A 16535-nucleotide genomic window follows, 5' to 3' on the forward strand; every position below is an offset into this window, starting at 1 on the left:
CCCCCGTACCCTCCGCTCGGCCACCCTCCTCTTCCGGACAGCCACCCCCCACCGAAAGCCCGACCCCGGCCTAGCCATCGCACCGCACCCCGGAGAGTGACCGGATGTCATCAGGAGCACCGGAGTCGGGAGCCGGCCGGGTCATCGCCGGTCGCTATCTCCTGCTCAACCGGCTGGGCACGGGCGGCATGGGGCATGTATGGCTCGCCCACGACCAGCGGCTGGACTGCGAGGTCGCGCTCAAGGAGATCGTGTTCCGCGATCCCGGCGAGGCCGCCCGGGACCGCTCCGCCCGGATCGCCCGCGCCCGTACGGAGGCCCGGCACGCCGCCTGGCTGCGCCACCACCAGAACGTGGTGACCGTGCACGACGTGCTGGAGCACGAGGGCCTGCCCTGGATCGTGATGGAGTACGTGCCGGGCGCGATCGACCTGCGCGCCCTCGTCGCCCGGCGCGGGCCGCTTCCTCCCGCCGAGTGCGCGCGCGTCGGTCTGGCCGTGCTGGACGCGCTGACCGCTGGGCACGAGCGGGGCATCATGCACCGGGACGTGAAGCCCGCCAACATCCTGCTGGCCCCGGACCGCACGGGCTCGCCGTACGCGCGTGTCCTGCTCACCGACTACGGCATCTCCGTGCAGCCCGGCGGCGACGAGCCGCGGTACACGGGCGAGCACGTGCTGGTCGGCACGTCCGGGTACCTGGCTCCGGAGCGGGCCCAGGGCGGGCCGCCCACGGCCGCGGCCGACCTGTTCTCGCTCGGCTGCACGCTCTACTACGGCGCAGAGGGCCACGGCCCCTTCGAGCGCGACACGGATCTCGCGGCGCTCACCGCCGTCGTACTGGAGGAACCGGCTCCGCCGCTGCGGGCCGGCGCGCTGGAACCGCTGCTGGCCGCCATGCTCACCAAGGACCCCGGCCGGCGGATCACCGCGGCGGAGACCGAGGCCGCGCTCTCCGCGATCCTCATGCCCCGGTCGCGTCCCCGGACGCAGCCGGACCCGGGCTCGGAGCCGCCGTGGGCGATCGGGGCGACCGAGACGGCGTCTCCCGGGCAGGCGGCCCCGCTCCCCTTGCCGCCCGTCGCGCCCGTCGCGCCCGTCGCGCCCGTCGACGAGAGTCCCTTCCCGCGGTCCACCGGTCGGCACGGCCGCAAGCGTCCCCGCGTCCTGCTGGGGCTGCTGGCCGGCGTGCTCGGGGCCGTTCTCGCCGTGGGTGGTGCCTGGTACGCCCTCGCGAACCTGCCTCCGGTCGGCGGCGGGAAGCCGTACGGCTCGGCCGTAGGGCTGGACGGGCCGCTGGAGGACGGCGACTGCGTCGACGCCGTCTGGCCGAGCACCCCGTTCACCGGCACACCCGGGCTCCAGCGTGTGCGGTGCCTCGGCAACGACACGGACGGGCAGGTGATGGCCCTGTTCGAGGCCGGCTCGGCGCAGGACGCCGCCGCGAACGGACACAGCGGGTGCGAGGAGCGCACCAAGGAGATCCGGGGCAGGCTCGCGGACGTACGCGCCTACGCGGTTCTCCCGACCGAGGACGGCTTCGAGACGGCGGGGCGCAAGGTCGCCTGTCTGGTGCTGGGCGCGAGCCGTCCGGTGTACGGGCCGCTCGGGGAGTACCGCGAGATGGGGATGCGGTTCCACACCACGGCGAACATGCAGAAGCAGGACTGCCTGAAGCGGATCTCCGACGAGAACGCCCGTCTCGTCGCATGCGAGGGCCCCCACGACCAGCGCGTCCTCGGTTTCGCCCGGCTGGATCCGGAGATGACCTACGACAGGGCGCAGGCCGAGGCGACCGGGGTCTGCCGGGAAAGCGTGAAACCGATCGACTACGGCTACGACCCCAGCGTCTACGAGTCCGACTCCTGGATCAGCGAGAACGACTGGAACACGTCCACACATTTCGCGGTCTGCACCGTCCGTACGCAAAACGGGGGCACCATGGAGGCAGACGCGGTCTGAGGAGGGTGTTGCGATGCCCGGTTCTACGAAGACGATGGGGGTTCTCACCGTGGGTGGGCTCGTCATGGTGACGGCCTACACGGTGGCTCTCGGATCCAACGGGTGGCTCTGGTTCGGCTGGGTCGTCCTCGGCCTGATCACACTCGGCATGGTGGCCTCGCGGAACACATGACACCGCGGCGCCCGAACCGCGGCAACCACATCTCACTCCCGGGGCAGCCGCCCCCCCGAGTGCACGCCCGGCTGGTACTTCGGCAGCCGGGCGGCGATCTTCATTCCGGCACCCACCGCGGTCTCGATCACGAGGCCGTGGTCGTCGCCGTACACCTGGCGGAGCCGCTCGTCGACGTTGCACAGGCCGATGCCCCCCGAAGGGCTGACCTCCCCGGCGAGGATGCGCCGTAGCAGATCCGGGTCCATGCCGACGCCGTCGTCCTCGATGACGACCAGGGCCTCGGCGCCCGCGTCCTGCGCCGTGATGCTGATGTGGCTCTTGTCGACCTTCCCCTCCAGACCGTGCTTGACGGCGTTCTCGACGAGCGGCTGCAGACAGAGGAAGGGCAGCGCGACCGGGAGTACCTCCGGGGCGATCTGGAGGGTGACCGAGAGACGGTCCCCGAAGCGGGCCCGTACGAGCGCCAGATAGTGGTCGATGGCGTGCAGTTCGTCGGCGAGGGTGGTGAAGTCGCCGTGTCTGCGGAACGAGTAGCGGGTGAAGTCGGCGAACTCCAGGAGGAGTTCGCGGGCGCGCTCGGGGTCGGTACGGACGAACGAGGCGATCACCGCGAGCGAGTTGAAGATGAAGTGCGGGGAGATCTGGGCGCGCAGGGCCTTGATCTCGGCCTCGATGAGGCGGGTGCGGGACTGGTCCAGATCGGCCAGCTCCAGCTGGACGGAGACCCAGCGGGCGACCTCTCCGGCGGCGCGGACGAGGACGGCGGACTCGCGGGGCGCGCAGGCGACGAGGGCGCCGTGGACACGGTCGTCGACGGTGAGGGGGGCGACGACGGCCCAGCGCACCGGGCAGTCCGGCTCCTCGCACTTCAGGCGGAACGCCTCACCACGCCCGGTCTCCAGGGGGCCCGCGAGCCGCTCCATGATCTCGGCGCGGTGGTGCTCGCCGACGCCGTCCCAGGCGAGGACCGCCTCGTGGTCGGTAAGGCAGAGCGCGTCCGTGCCGAGCAGGGTGCGCAGCCGCTTGGCGGGCTTGCGGGCCGTCTCCTCGGTGAGCCCGGCGCGCAGCGGGGGCGCCGCGAGCGAGGCGGTGTGCAGGGTCTCGAAGGTGGCGTGCTCGACGGGTGTGCCGAGCCCGCCCAGGCTGCGCGGCCGTGCCGTACGGCGGCCGAGCCAGAACCCGGCGGCCAGCATCGGGAGCACCGCCACGCACAGCCCGGCGAGGAATCCGGTGACCTCACCCGTTCCCACGTGTCCTCACCTTCCTCCACGAGCCGGCCCGTGCCTCGATCTCCTTGGCGGCGCCGCGCACCTGACCGCCGGCGAGTTGCTCCGGCAGATGGAACCGCGCCAGGATGGCCGACGTCTCGGGCGGGACCTTCCCCGGGGTGGCCAGGGACACCAGCACCATCGTGAGGAACCCGAGCGGCACGGACCAGAGCGCGGGCCAGGCCAGCAGCGCGTGCAGGGTCCCGTCACCGGTGAAGCCCGCCATGGTCGCCGCGACCGCGACGAGTGCCGATCCCCCGCCGACCAGCATTCCGGTGGCTGCGCCCGGCGGGGTGAGCCGCCGCCACCAGATGCCGAGGACGAGCAGCGGGCAGAAGGACGAGGCGGACACGGCGAAGGCGAGGCCCACCGCGTCGGCCACCGGCAGTCCGCCCACCAGCACGCTGGCCGCGAGCGGTACGGCCAGCGCGAGGACCGTGCCGAGCCGGAAGTGCCGTACGCCGCGTGAGGGCAGCACGTCCTGGGTGAGGACGCCCGCCACGGCCATGGTCAGCCCCGACGCGGTGGACAGGAACGCCGCGAACGCCCCGCCGGCCACCAGCGCGCCCAGCAGGTCGCCGCCGAGTCCGCCGATCATGCGGTCCGGCAGGAGCAGGACCGCCGCGTCGGCGTCGCCGGTGAGGGTGAGGTCGGGGGCGTAGAGGCGGCCGAGCGCGCCGTAGAGGGGCGGCAGCAGGTAGAAGGCGCCGATCAGGCCGAGGACGACGACGGTGGTGCGGCGGGCGGCGACACCGTGCGGGCTGGTGTAGAAGCGCACGACGACGTGGGGCAGGCCCATGGTGCCGAGGAACGTGGCGAGGATCAGTCCGTACGTGGCGTAGAGCGGGCGTTCCTCGCGGCCCGCGGCGAGGGAGGTCGACATACCGCCGTTGCTGCCGCGGTCGGCCACGGGGACGGGGTCGCCCTTGGTGAAGGTGAGCCGGGTGCCGCGCTCGATGCGGTGGGTGCCGGCCGGGAGGTCGAGGCGCTCCTCCTCGTGACGGCGGCCGTCGACCGTACCGGAGACGGTGACGCGGAGGGGGCGGTCGAGCTTGAGGTCCAGGCTGTCGTCCACGCGGACGACCCGCTGCTCGCGGAAGGCCGCGGGCTCGTCGAAGGCGTGGCGCGGGGCTCCGTCGCCCTGCCAGGCGAGGACCAGGAAGAGGGCGGGGACCAGCAGCGCGGTGAGCTTGAGCCAGTACTGGAAGGCCTGTACGAAGGTGATGCTGCGCATACCGCCCGCGGCCACGGTCGCGGAAACGACGACCGCGACGATCACCGCGCCCAGCCAGCCGGGCGCGCCGGTGAGCACGGTCAGCGTCAGTCCGGCGCCCTGGAGCTGGGGCAGCAGATACAGCCAGCCGACGCCGACGACGAAGGCTCCCGCCAGCCGCCGCACGGCCGGTGAGGCGAGCCGGGCCTCGGCGAAGTCCGGCAGGGTGTACGCCCCGGAGCGGCGCAGCGGGGCCGCGACGAACAGCAGCAGCACGAGGTAGCCCGCCGTGTAGCCGACCGGGTACCAGAGCATGTCGGGGCCCTGGACCAGGACGAGGCCCGCGATACCGAGGAAGGACGCGGCGGACAGGTACTCGCCGCTGATCGCGGCCGCGTTCAGGCGGGGCCCGACGGTGCGGGAGGCGACGTAGAAGTCGGAGGTCGTGCGCGATATGCGCAGGCCGAACGCGCCGACGAGGACGGTCGCCACGACGACCAGGGCGACCGCGGGCACGGCGTAGTTCTCGTTCATGGTGCCGACTCCCCTGTGCCCCGGTCCTCAGCGGTCCTCGACGAGCCGCGCGAAGTCCCGCTCGTTCCGTTCGGCGCGGCGTACGTGCCAGCGGGCGAGGAGGACGAGCGGCGGGTAGATGCCGAAGCCGAGGACGGCCCATTCGAGGCCGGCGCTGTCGGGCATCGCCGCGAACACCAGCGGCAGCGGTCCGACCAGCAGGACGAGCACCGCGAACACGCCGAGACCGGCCCGGAGCTGGCTGCGCATGAGCGAGCGGACATAGGTGTGGCCGAGGGTGGTCTGCTCGTCGATCTCGGTGCGGGGGCGGTAGTAGCCGGAGGTGCGGCGGGTGCGCCGGGGCACTCCGGTGACGACGACGCGGCGTTCGGTCGGGTCCTGAGGCATCGGGAAGTCCTCCTCAGCCCGTGGTCCGGCGCATCAGCAGGTCGCGCAGTTCGCGGGCGTGGCGGCGGCTGACCTGGAGTTCGACCTCGCCGACCAGGACGCTCACGGTGCCCGCGTCGAGGCGGAGCTCGCCGATGTGGCGCAGGGCGACGAGATGGCGGCGGTGGATGCGGACGAAGCCACGGGCCCGCCAGCGCTCCTCCAGGGTGGAGAGCGGGATACGGAGGAGATGACTGCCCTGGGTGGTGTGCAGGCGGGCGTAGTCGCCCTGGGCCTCGGCATGGGTGATGTCGTCGACGGCCACGAAGCGGGTCACACCGCCGAGCTCGACGGGTATGTGGTCCGGGTCGGGTTCGTGGACGGGTATCGGCGGGCCGGTGTCCGGCAGTTCGGCGGCGCGCAGTTCGACGACGCGACGGACCGCCTCGGCGAGCCGTTCCCTGCGGACGGGTTTGAGCACGTAGTCGACGGCCTTGAGGTCGAAGGCCTGGACGGCGAAGCCCTCGTGGGCGGTGACGAAGACGACGAGCGGCGGGCGTGCGAAGCCCGTGAGCAGGCGGGCCATGTCGAGCCCGTCGAGTCCCGGCATGTGGATGTCGAGGAAGACGACGTCGATCGCCTCGGGTCCGCCGGGTCCGGACTCCAGGGCCCGGTTGATGCGGCGCAGCGCCTCGGTCGCGCCGCCCGCGCCCTCGGCGCTGCTGACCCGGGGGTCGGCCCTCAGCAGGTAGAGGAGTTCCTCGAGGGATGGTTTCTCGTCATCGACGGCGAGCGCGCGCAGCATGAGGGTGGAGTGTAGGAGCAATTCGTACGACTGGACACGTGCCCGGCGTGGACGTATCCGCTGGATGGGGCGTGGGCGGGGGCGCTGGATAGGGTGCCGGGTATGAGCAGCAGGCCGGCGCCGTTCGACGAGCTCGACCGGAAGATCATCAGCGCGCTGATGGCGAACGCCAGGAGCAGCTTCGCCGAGATCGGCGCGGTGATCGGTCTGTCGGCGACGGCGGTCAAGCGGCGTGTGGACCGGCTGCGGGAGACCGGGGTGATCACCGGGTTCTCGGCCACTGTGCAGCCGTCGGCGCTCGGCTGGCGTACGGAGGCGTACGTCGAGGTGTACTGCGAGGGCGCGGCGCCGCCCCGGAGGCTGGCGGAGGTCGTGCGCAACCATCCGGAGATCGTGGCCGCGATGACGGTGACCGGTGGCGCGGACGCGCTGTTGCATGTGCGGGCGCGGGACGTCGAGCACTTCGAGGAGGTGCTGGAGCGGATCCGTACGGAGCCGTTCATCCGGAAGACGGTCAGCTCCATGGTGCTGTCCCACCTCCTTCCGGACAGCCCGGAGGCGGGGGCCAGCCAGCCCGCTCCGGAGGGTGGCTCCGCGGACGCGTACCGCGGTGGGTGACCGACGGGCGTCCGAAGGTGCGTACGACACCGTCCGACGACGCATCAGACGTGCGCCGAATCCTTCCAGAACGCAGCATTCCTGCGCCGACACGCAACTTTCCCGGCTTGTCACTCGCCGTATCGGCTTCCTACCGTGGTGTCACACCCCCATCGCACCGCAGGAAGCGGAGGAACCCCTCTGTGCCCGAAAGCCGTGTGCCGCGCCGGCGGCGATTCCTCGTCTGCGAACCCAGACACTTCGCCGTGGAGTACGCGATCAACCCGTGGATGCACCCGGACCAACCCGTCGACGTCGATCTCGCCGGGCACCAGTGGCGTGAGCTTGTCCGCGCCTACCGGGACCACGGCCACACCGTGGACACCGTGGAGCCCGTCGCGGACCTCCCCGACATGGTGTTCGCGGCGAACTCCGCGCTCGTCCTGGAGGGCCGTGTCTTCGGCTCCCTCTTCCACGCGCCCGAGCGGCGCCCCGAGTCCCTCGCCTATGACAGCTGGTTCAGGGACGCCGGGTACGAGGTGCACCGGCCCGGGTCGGTGTGCGAGGGCGAGGGCGACCTGGTCCCGGCCGGCCGCTGGATCCTGGCCGGCACCGGTTTCCGTACGACCCGCGAGACGCACCAGGAGGTGCAGGAGTTCTTCGGGGTCCCGGTGATCAGTCTTCAGCTGGTGGACCCGCACTTCTACCACCTGGACACCGCGCTGTTCGTCCTGGACAGCGAGGACGGCGGGCCCGACGGGCCCCCCGGGAACATCGCCTACTACCCGGAGGCGTTCTCACCGGGCAGCCGCGGGGTGCTCGCGCGGCTGTATCCCGACGCGGTGCTCGCCACGCGCCAGGACGCGATGGCGTTCGGGCTGAACTCGGTGTCCGACGGCCGCCATGTCTTCATCGCACCGCGCGCCAAGGAGCTCGCCGACCAGCTGGCGCGCCAGGGCTACCTCCCCGTCCCCGTCGACCTGTCGGAGTTCCACAAGGCCGGCGGCGGCATCAAGTGCTGCACTCAGGAGATCCGCTCATGACCGCTCCCGTCCGTACGCAGGACTCCACCGACGTCCGCGCCTCCTCGTCCGCCCCGCTGTCGCGGTCGTCCGCCGAGCTGATCCGTGCCGAGGAGCCGGTCCTCGCGCACAACTACCATCCGCTGCCCGTGGTGGTCGCCCGTGCCGGGGGCGCCTGGGTGGAGGACGTCGAGGGCCGCCGCTATCTGGACATGCTGGCGGGCTACTCGGCGCTCAACTTCGGCCATCGCCACCCGGCGCTGATCGAGGCCGCCCACCGCCAGCTCGATCTGCTGACCCTGACCTCGCGGGCCTTCCACAACGACCGGCTCGCCGGGTTCGCCGAGGGCCTGGCCGCGCTGACGGGCCTGGACATGGTGCTGCCGATGAACACGGGCGCCGAGGCCGTGGAGAGCGCCGTGAAGGTGGCCCGCAAGTGGGCGTACGAGGTGAAGGGCGTCCCCGCCGACCGGGCCACGGTCGTGGTGGCGGACGGCAACTTCCACGGTCGGACGACGACGATCGTCAGCTTCTCGACGGACCCGGTCGCGCGCACCGGCTTCGGCCCGTTCACGCCCGGCTTCCGGGTCGTCCCGTACAACGACCTCGCCGCGCTGGAGGCGGCCGTGGACGACACGACGGCCGCGGTGCTGATCGAGCCGGTCCAGGGCGAGGCGGGCGTGATCATCCCGGACGAGGGCTATCTCACCGGTGTGCGCGAGCTGACGGCCCGCACCGGGTGCCTGTTCATCGCGGACGAGATCCAGTCGGGTCTGGGCCGCACCGGCCGCACCCTCGCCGTGGAGCACGAGCGGGTCCTCCCCGACCTCGTCCTGCTCGGCAAGGCGCTCGGCGGCGGCATCGTGCCGGTGTCGGCGGTGGTCGGGCGCCGTGAGGTGCTCGGCGTCCTCCGTCCGGGCGAGCACGGGTCCACGTTCGGCGGCAACCCGCTCGCCGCGGCGGTCGGCTCCGCGGTCGTCGAGCTGCTGGAGACGGGCGAGTTCCAGCGCCGGGCTGCCGATCTGGGGGTGATCCTGAGCGACGGTCTGGCCGCCCTGCTGGGCAGGGGGGTCGTCGGCTTCCGGGCGCGCGGTCTGTGGGCGGGCGTCGACATCGACCCCGCGTTCGGCACGGGCCGCGCGATCAGCGAGCGCCTCATGGCCGAGGGGATCCTGGTCAAGGACACCCACGGATCGACGATCCGCCTCGCTCCGCCACTCACGATCACCGGCGAGGAGCTCCGGTCGGCGCTGGGGGCCCTGGAGAAGGTGCTGACACAAGGCATGTGAGCACGCCTGCGCCGCCCCCTGGGGCGTCGCTCCGCGGAGAGCGGCTCCCCGGGGGCGCGTGGCGGCTGGGCACGGACGGTCGGAACCCTTCCGGCGCCATCGAATCCGGCGAGATCGAATCCGGCGACTTCGCCGGTCGGGCCCTGGGTACCGGACGGTCCGCCGACCACTCCGTCGGCGCTGACGCTGACGCGTTCGCCGTAGAGCCGCACGCGCCGGCCGGACGGTTCCAGGTCGCTCTCGTCCAGGTCTTCCGTCTCGCCCTGTCCTTCGACGTGGACGGAGTCGGCCGGCGCCGGCCCGTGGTGCCGGGCATGGCCAAGAAGGGCCGCTACGACCTGGCGCTCGGCAACTCCTGAGGATGCGGGGGCAGAATGCCGTCCCGGCGGGCGTCCGAGCATGACCGGGCGGGGAGACGGGAGACACGGCCGGCGGGCGCGTGCGCGCGCCGCGGCCGTCGCGCGTTCTTGTTCGGTGCCGCGGCTCTCCCGGCGGGGCACGCACGGCGTCCCCCCGTGGCATCGCGGTGCCCGTCAGCGAACCTCGCCTTGCAGCACGTCGCCGCGCCATGCGGACAGCCGCTCTTCGAGAGCGCCGGCTCCGTCCAGCACGTGCCGGCTGAACGCGTCCCGTTCGTGGGCCAGTACCGCCGCTTCCCACACGCACGGGGCAAGGCCGGACCGGCCGGGCCGCAGCCCGTTGATCTCCCCGGCCGGGCCGGTGAAGACGGCGAGGTCCGACATGTATCCCTCGATCCACGTGTGCACGAGGACGTAGTCACCGTCGCCGCCGGCATGCACCAGCAGCACGGAAAGCCCGATGGAGCCCCGCAGACAGGCCGACGACAGGTGAGCGGCCGCGATACGCAGCGCGGCCTGTGCGTCCTGGTCCGTCACGGCCCGTCCAGGCGCCTCGATCGCATAGGACTTCACCACGTGCCCGGCAGTCTCGGTGCTGCCCAGCGGGCGCACGGTTCGCGCGTGGTAGCCATCAGCCAGCGCAAGTAACGCGCCCGCGTCAGCAGGTGACAGAGACCGGGCTTCATCAGTTTTGGTCACACGGTCATGATGCATGCGGGTGACTCTCGCAGGTCCAACGGCCCGGTGGACGAAGCTCAGTTCGTCGAACTCGTCTGGCCGGGCGGCCAGTGCGGCGAGGAGACTGAGCCCATGCAGCTCCCTGCCGAAGCCGTTGCCGTCACCGCCCTGATCGAGGTCGTACGGATCTCCGCCCTCCCGGCCGAGCGGGGCGTCCCGTATCCCGGCAGGGTGGTCGCCCACTGGACCGGGAGGGAAGCCGCCGACGCCCTGACCCTGATCGGAACCTTGCCCGACAGCGGACAGTACCGCTGCGGCTTCTCGCCGGGCTGGAGCATCCGGGCGTACGAGGACTCCCTCGACCTGGCGCTGTTCGAGGCGGCGTTCTGCTTCACCTGCCACGAGGTCCGCATGCACGGGCCGGCCGTGCCACCCGCGCTGAACACGCAGTTCTTCGACGCGGACTCCCCGTCGGCCCGAACCCTCCTGAACCTCTTCCGGACGGCGGCCCCGGGGCCGGCCGGGTGAGCAACGAGAGAGCGCATCGCTATGAGTGGCATCGCGGTCGCCCAGTTCGGAGCGGCGGCAAGGACCTCGTCGTTCGGTTCGCAGTCTCCGCTGCCGTCGTCGAGCGCCGCGAAGGCGACGACGAGAGCAGGGGCGGGTAGGGTCCGGCGGCTCATCTGCCTCGCTTCGAGGAAGGTTCCGCCTTCCAGCACGGCACCGGCCTGCCCCGGCCGTCTTCCGTCTCCCGAGGCGAAATGCCGCCCACGCGGGCGATCGTCGTGGATTCGGCAAGGCCACGTCACCAAACCGTGAAGCTCCTGCGGGACGCTTCTGCTCAGCCCAGCGCACTTCGCGCTTCTCGTTCGGGGGGAACACCACCATGAGCACCGTCCGCAGAACCGCCGTACTCCTCGCCGCCGTATGCACACTGGCCCTGACCGCGTGTGAGCCCACCGAAGACGACGCGGCGGGCGGGGCCGGGGGGCCGACCGCGAGCCCGGCGAAGTCCGTGAGCCCGACGAAGCCCGCGACGCCGTCGGCGTCGCCGGACAAGGGCTCGTCCGGCGACGGGGACGGCTCGTCGCCCGACCCCGACTACGACGTCTTCCCGTGCAGCACGTACGACGTGAAGTTCACCGCGACCTTGGCAGAACCCACGACCAGCAGCTACCTGCTGAAGATCACCAACAAGGGCACCAAGGCGTGCAGGGCGCTGGGCCACCCGGTTGTGACCTTCGGCGATCTGGACGGGCAGGCAACGGAGCGGGGCACGGCCCCCGGTATCGAGGACGCGATCAGGCTCGAGCCGGGCGAGTCGGCCTACGCCGGGCTCATGGGCGGCGCCGACGACGGCAAGGGGAAGACCGTCGACTCGATCGCGATGACCATGAACACCGAGTCCGACCTGGAGCAGACGCCGCTCAAGGCGCCGGCTCCCGGCCTGTACGTCTCACCCGACATGAACTCAGTGACTCCCTGGGTGGGCAACGCGGAGGACGCGCTCAGCTTGTAGACGCGCTGCTTCGACCTCCGGGTTGATCGTGGTCTCGTAGGTCAGGTGCACCAGCCCGGGAGCCAGCACGACGCCCCTGATGTCCGAGGGCTCGTATCGGGGGCAGTCCTCGGCACTGCCTGCCATGTCCGGCAACTCCGCGAGCATCTGCTCATGGATCCACCGGTGAACAGTCGCAGGTCAGGGGCCCTTGGCGGTCAGTTCAGGGAGGGCGACGCACACCACATGACGCACAGTCCGGGCCAGACCGCGTCACGAAGCCGCGCCTCGCGCACACCGTCACGGTCCGGTGAGTCATCCATGAGGGCGGCAAGGGGGCAGTTCAGGGGCCTCCGGGGGCTCCAAGGGGCGCACCGAATCGGGCTAGGATTGATCGCGGGCATCGCGAGAGCCGCATTAGCGTTCAGGTAACTGACGCCGCGTGAGCAAACTCAGCAAGGAGTCAGCATGAGTCCGATCAGACCTGATCACAGGCGGTTACACCCTCGAAACGACTGAGTCCGTAGATGCGTGCGGTGACGTGGCAGAACACGCCTACAGAGCCGATACGGTAGAGAGAGGGACACTGTGTTCTACTACGTGCTCAAGTACGTGCTTCTGGGACCCCTGCTGAGACTGGTCTTCCGGCCACGTATCGAGGGCCTCGAACACGTGCCTTCGTCGGGTGCCGCCATCGTCGCGGGCAACCACCTGTCGTTCTCGGACCACTTCCTGATGCCCGCGGTGCTGAAGCGGCGCATCACCTTCCTCGCGAAGGCCGAGTACTTCACGGGCCCCGGCATCAAGGGCCGGCTGACGGCCCACTTCTTCCGCAGCGCCGGGCAGATCCCGGTCGACCGCTCCGGCAAGGAGGCGGGCCAGGCCGCGATCCGCGAGGGGCTCGGCGTGCTCAGCAAGGACGAGCTGCTCGGGATCTATCCGGAGGGCACGCGCTCGCACGACGGCCGCCTGTACAAGGGCAAGGTCGGTGTGGCGGTGATGGCTCTCAAGGCGGGGGTCCCGGTCATCCCCTGCGCGATGATCGGCACGTTCGAGGCGCAGCCGCCGGGCAAGGTCATCCCCAACATCCACCCCGTGGTCATCCGCTTCGGCAAGCCCCTCGACTTCTCCCGCTACGCCGGCATGGAGAACGAGAAGGCCATCCTGCGCGCCGTCACCGACGAGATCATGTACGCGATCCTCTCGCTCTCCGAGCAGGAGTACGTCGACGAGTACGCGGCCGTGGTCAAGGCGCAGCAGGCCGAGGAGAACGCGGCCAAGGAGCGCAGGTTTCCCCGGATGCCGCTCAGCTGACCAGTCGCCCCGACCGGCCGGCGTGCGACCTCCTCGCCCCCGGCCGGCACGACGGCTTCACCTGGCTGCTCGGCCGAGTGCCCACCCTCGCAGGACCTGCGGGTGAGGCGCCCTGCCGCACGGCGGTCATGAGGAAGGGGCGACCGGAGATGCCGGTCGCCCCCTCTCCGCCACGTGCGGCTTACGGCTTGGGCGTGGCGTGCGGTGCGCACGTCACGTCGGCCTTGTCCACCTTGCCGGTGAGCAGGTAGGTGTCCACGCGTTCGTTGACGCACGGGTTGGCCAGCCCCGTGACACCGTGCGAGCCCGCGTCCTTCTCGGTGATCAGGCGGGAGCCCTTGAACCGCTTGTGCAGTTCGACGGCACCCTCGTACGGCGTGGCCGCGTCACGCTCGGACTGGACGATCAGAACGGGCGGCAGGCCCTTCCTCGTCTTCACCTCCACCGGAGTGTGCTGCTTGGACTTCCAGGTGGCACAGGGCAGGTTCATCCAGGCGTTGGCCCAGGTCATGAACGGGTGGTCCTTGTGGAGCAGCGTGTTGTCGCGGTCCCAGGTCCTCCAGCTCGTGGGCCACTTGGCGTCGGCGCACTCGACCGCGGTGTAGACGGCGTTGCCGTTCTCCGAGGCGGCGTTGCCCGCGGTGTCGCCGAGATCCGGGGCGGCGGCGTCGACGAGCGCCTGGGTGTCACCGGCGGCGTACTTGCTCCACACGGTGGCGGTCGGCACCCACGCGGAGTCGTAGTACGGGGCGCTCTGGAAGAAGGAGATCAGCTCGGCCGGGCCGACGAGCCCGCCGATCGGGTCCTTCTTGGCGGCGGCGCGCAGCTCCAGCCACTTCTCCTGCACCTCGGCCCGGGTGTCGCCGAGGTGGAACGTCGCGTCGTTCTGCGCGACCCACTTCGTCCAGTCCTTCCAGCGGCTCTCGAAGGCGACGTCCTGGTCCAGGTTCGCCTGGTACCAGATCTTCTCCCGCGACGGGTTGACGACGCTGTCGGCCACCATACGGCGCACATGGGTCGGGAAGAGCGTGCCGTACACGGCGGCGATGTACGTGCCGTACGAGACACCGAGGAAGTTGAGCTTCTTCTCCCCCAGCGCGGCCCGGATGACGTCCAGGTCGCGTGCCGTGTTCGGCGTCGTCATGTGCGGCAGCATCGCGCCGCTGCGCTCCTTGCAGCCGTCCGCGTACTCGGCGGCGAGCTTGCGGTGGGCGCGCTTGTCGGCCTCGGAGTCCGGGACCGGGTCCAGCTTGGGCGCCTTCACGAACTCCTGCGGGTCGATACAGGAGATGGGCGCCGAGTGGCCCACACCGCGCGGGTCGAAGCCCACGAAGTCGTACGCCTTGGCCGCGGCGGCCCAGAGCGGGTTCTTGGTCGTGACCCGGCGCGGGAAGCGCAGCCCCGAACCTCCCGGCCCGCCCGGGTTGTACACGAGGGCGCCCTGCCGCTCCGCCTTGGTGCCCGTGTTACCGATGCGGTCGACGGCGAGCTTGATCTGCTTGCCGTACGGCTTCGCGTAGTCGAGCGGCACTGTCACCCAGCCGCACTGGATCGGCTTCTCCAGGCCCCAGTCCTCGGGGCAGTCCTGCCAGTCGATGCCCTTCTTGGCGGCCTCGGCCGCCGCGACAAAGACGCCGCGCGCCTCCGCGTCCTTGCTGGTGCGGGTGTCCGCACTGGCCGCGGGCGCGGTCACGGTACCGGCTATCAGGGCCGCCGTGACGAGTGCCCCCGCTGAACCCAGCGCCGCAGCGCGCCTGGTCGGTCGCATACCTCTCAAGTGGGAACTCCCCGTGCCTCGTTGAAATGGTCAACGGGGATCCTTGCCCCTGTGAGGTGGCTGAGAACAGAGACGGTGAAGCTTCTTTACTAATCCGATAGCCGGTGTGCGACGTTCCGGTGAGCGGTGCGGCCGGTGTCAGCCGAGTGACGCGAGCGCCTCGTCGAGCACGCGCCGCAACTTCAGGGCGTCCCGTGCGAGTGCCGTCACGAGCACGGCGGGCCCGGCGAGGGGGCTGAGCGCGGCGTACTCGCCGAGGACTCGCGGCTCGGGCATCCGATCCTCGAACTCGGGTCGTACGACGACGAGTTGCCCCAGTGCGCGATGCCCCGCGAGTACGGCGGGACCGTCCCAGCCGCCCGGTGCCCCCGGACCGCACGCCACCTCCTGGTCGAGCAACGGACGGCCGCCCAGCAGCACGGTGAGACGGCTGGTGAGCCGTCCGGGCTCCTCGCCGACCCGCCCGAGTACCTGTTCCTCACGGAAGACGAGCCGGGAGCCGGACGTGAGTTCGACCCGCGAGGACACGTACAGCTCGCTCTCCTGGGTGGAGATCAACTGCTCGGGCAGCCAGCACAGTTCACCGCCGGCGGCGACCCTCAGCCGTACGTCGTAGCGCGCCTCGCCCTTGGCCTGTCCCGGCAGGGCGATCGTGGCGGCGGCCGACCCGACCCGCAGCCGCGCCCTCTCCCCCACCTCCGCCTCCACGGCGAAGCGGTCCCCGCCGAGCGGCCCGCTCATGGCCCCGACGAGCATGACGCGCGCTTCGTCACCATGGGCCCGGACGCGGCGCAGCGCGAGCGGCCCGTCACCTTCCAGCACGGGGAGCGCGGTACCGCCCCGCCCGTCGTCCCGCGCCGAGATCCGCGCGGTGGCCCGTACCCCCGCCGTCGTCATGCCGTCCACGCGGCGAGCTGCCCCCGCACCCAGGCGGCCACGGCCGAGACGCCGCCCTCACTCCGCAACGACTGGAACACCACGGGCAGTTCGGCCCGCTGCGCCTTCGCGTCCGCGGCCATCCGGGCGAGATCGGAGCCGACGTGGGGCGCGAGGTCCGTCTTGTTGACGACGAGCAGATCAGCGGTGGTGACACCGGGCCCACCCTTGCGCGGAATGTCGTCCCCGCCGGCGACATCGATCACGAAGATCTGCGCGTCCACGAGCCCCTTGGAAAAGGTCGCGGTCAGGTTGTCCCCGCCCGACTCGACGAGGATGAGATCCAGCGGCCCCACCTCGTCCTCCAGGTCCTCGACCGCTTCCAGGTTCGCCGAGATGTCGTCCCGGATGGCGGTGTGGGGACACGCGCCGGTCTCGACCGCGGTGATCCGCTCGGGCGGCAACACGGCTTCCCGGAGCAGGAACTCGGCGTCCTCGCGGGTGTAGATGTCGTTGGTGACGACGGCCAGGGAGAGTTCGTCGCGCAGGGCACGGCAGAGCGCGGCGACAGTGGCGGTCTTACCGGAGCCCACGGGCCCACCGAGCCCGATACGCAGGGCACGGCGAGTACCGTCGGGACGGTGCGCGTCGGCGCTGACGGCGGAGGGGCCGTCGTGGGCGTGGTCGAGATGCATGGCGGTGGCTCCTGTCATTGGTCTTGGGCCTGGATGTGGGCTGAACTGAGCTGGTCTGGGCTGGGCTTGGTTTCGCCCCCGCCGCCCCTACCCGTCCCATCACTGGGG

Annotated in this window: 17 protein-coding genes; 9 read left to right on the forward strand and 8 right to left on the reverse strand. The window is 71.3% G+C overall.

All coding sequences use genetic code 11. From position 1 onward, the window contains the following. The first annotated feature begins 104 nt into the window (after positions 1-104). Together FNH04_RS23585 and FNH04_RS23590 are read left to right on the forward strand one after the other, a co-directional pair. Positions 105-1961 (forward strand): serine/threonine-protein kinase, encoded by a 1857-nt coding sequence (locus FNH04_RS23585; protein ID WP_152787385.1) that lies wholly within the window; start codon positions 105-107, stop codon positions 1959-1961. Between the two features lie 13 nt (positions 1962-1974). Continuing rightward, the gene (locus FNH04_RS23590) at positions 1975-2133 is read left to right on the forward strand and encodes a hypothetical protein (protein ID WP_152787387.1); all 159 of its coding nucleotides are present in this window, start codon (positions 1975-1977) and stop codon (positions 2131-2133) included. 32 nt (positions 2134-2165) lie between these two features. Here FNH04_RS23590 and FNH04_RS23595 read toward each other — a convergent pair whose 3' ends face one another. From FNH04_RS23595 to FNH04_RS23610, 4 genes are read right to left on the reverse strand one after another with little or no spacing between them, the layout of a single operon-like run. After that, on the reverse strand, positions 2166-3329 hold the full coding sequence (locus FNH04_RS23595) for a sensor histidine kinase (protein WP_152787409.1): 1164 nt from the start codon (positions 3327-3329) through the stop codon (positions 2166-2168). A gap of 43 nt (positions 3330-3372) precedes the next feature. Next, positions 3373-5151: a sodium/solute symporter gene (locus FNH04_RS23600; protein WP_152787389.1), complete on the reverse strand. Its 1779-nt coding sequence runs from the start codon at positions 5149-5151 to the stop codon at positions 3373-3375. 27 nt (positions 5152-5178) lie between these two features. Next, the gene (locus FNH04_RS23605; protein ID WP_152787391.1) at positions 5179-5538 is read right to left on the reverse strand and encodes a hypothetical protein; all 360 of its coding nucleotides are present in this window, start codon (positions 5536-5538) and stop codon (positions 5179-5181) included. A gap of 13 nt (positions 5539-5551) precedes the next feature. Continuing rightward, complete coding sequence (locus FNH04_RS23610; RefSeq protein ID WP_152787393.1) at positions 5552-6322, reverse strand: LytR/AlgR family response regulator transcription factor; 771 nt, start codon at positions 6320-6322, stop codon at positions 5552-5554. Between the two features lie 102 nt (positions 6323-6424). Between FNH04_RS23610 and FNH04_RS23615 the strand changes: the two genes are divergently transcribed. The 4 genes from FNH04_RS23615 (at position 6425) to FNH04_RS23630 (ending at position 9589) form a co-directional block, all read left to right on the forward strand. Further along, the gene (locus tag FNH04_RS23615) at positions 6425-6940 is read left to right on the forward strand and encodes an Lrp/AsnC family transcriptional regulator (RefSeq protein WP_152787395.1); all 516 of its coding nucleotides are present in this window, start codon (positions 6425-6427) and stop codon (positions 6938-6940) included. A gap of 182 nt (positions 6941-7122) precedes the next feature. Then, positions 7123-7962, forward strand: coding sequence for a dimethylargininase (gene ddaH, locus FNH04_RS23620; RefSeq protein WP_322723645.1), 840 nt, complete (start codon positions 7123-7125; stop codon positions 7960-7962). Continuing rightward, entirely contained in the window at positions 7959-9230 is a 1272-nt protein-coding gene (rocD, locus tag FNH04_RS23625; RefSeq protein WP_152787399.1) for an ornithine--oxo-acid transaminase, read from the forward strand. Before ddaH ends, rocD begins: the two co-directional genes overlap by 4 nt. Next, positions 9227-9589, forward strand: coding sequence for a hypothetical protein (locus FNH04_RS23630; RefSeq protein ID WP_152787401.1), 363 nt, complete (start codon positions 9227-9229; stop codon positions 9587-9589). Before rocD ends, FNH04_RS23630 begins: the two co-directional genes overlap by 4 nt. A gap of 174 nt (positions 9590-9763) precedes the next feature. On the opposite strand, the gene FNH04_RS23635 is transcribed toward FNH04_RS23630, so the two are convergent. Next, positions 9764-10303 carry a hypothetical protein gene (locus tag FNH04_RS23635; RefSeq protein WP_228031575.1) on the reverse strand — a complete coding sequence of 180 codons (540 nt, stop codon included), beginning with the start codon at positions 10301-10303 and terminating at the stop codon, positions 9764-9766. A 30-nt stretch (positions 10304-10333) separates the two neighbouring features. On the opposite strand from FNH04_RS23635, the gene FNH04_RS23640 reads away from it, so the two are divergent. The 3 genes from FNH04_RS23640 to FNH04_RS23655 all read left to right on the forward strand — a co-directional run bounded on the left by FNH04_RS23640 (position 10334) and on the right by FNH04_RS23655 (position 13079). Then, a complete protein-coding gene (locus FNH04_RS23640) occupies positions 10334-10795 on the forward strand; it encodes a hypothetical protein (protein ID WP_322723648.1) in 462 nt (153 codons plus the stop codon). A gap of 358 nt (positions 10796-11153) precedes the next feature. After that, positions 11154-11786, forward strand: coding sequence for a DUF4232 domain-containing protein (locus FNH04_RS23645; protein ID WP_152787403.1), 633 nt, complete (start codon positions 11154-11156; stop codon positions 11784-11786). A 567-nt stretch (positions 11787-12353) separates the two neighbouring features. Then, positions 12354-13079 carry a lysophospholipid acyltransferase family protein gene (locus tag FNH04_RS23655; protein ID WP_322723650.1) on the forward strand — a complete coding sequence of 242 codons (726 nt, stop codon included), beginning with the start codon at positions 12354-12356 and terminating at the stop codon, positions 13077-13079. 181 nt (positions 13080-13260) lie between these two features. Here the strand turns inward: FNH04_RS23655 and FNH04_RS23660 are convergent, their stop codons facing one another. The 3 genes from FNH04_RS23660 to ureG form a co-directional block, all read right to left on the reverse strand. Further along, positions 13261-14847, reverse strand: a complete 1587-nt coding sequence (locus FNH04_RS23660; protein WP_152787417.1) for an alpha/beta hydrolase — start codon at positions 14845-14847, stop codon at positions 13261-13263. A 147-nt stretch (positions 14848-14994) separates the two neighbouring features. Further along, entirely contained in the window at positions 14995-15753 is a 759-nt protein-coding gene (locus FNH04_RS23665) for an urease accessory protein UreD (RefSeq protein WP_152787405.1), read from the reverse strand. Continuing rightward, positions 15750-16427 carry an urease accessory protein UreG gene (gene ureG / locus FNH04_RS23670; protein ID WP_152787407.1) on the reverse strand — a complete coding sequence of 226 codons (678 nt, stop codon included), beginning with the start codon at positions 16425-16427 and terminating at the stop codon, positions 15750-15752. Before ureG ends, FNH04_RS23665 begins: the two co-directional genes overlap by 4 nt. Between the last annotated feature and the right edge of the window lie 108 nt (positions 16428-16535).

This window comes from Streptomyces phyllanthi (genome assembly GCF_009377205.1).
GTDB lineage: Bacteria > Actinomycetota > Actinomycetes > Streptomycetales > Streptomycetaceae > Streptomyces > Streptomyces phyllanthi.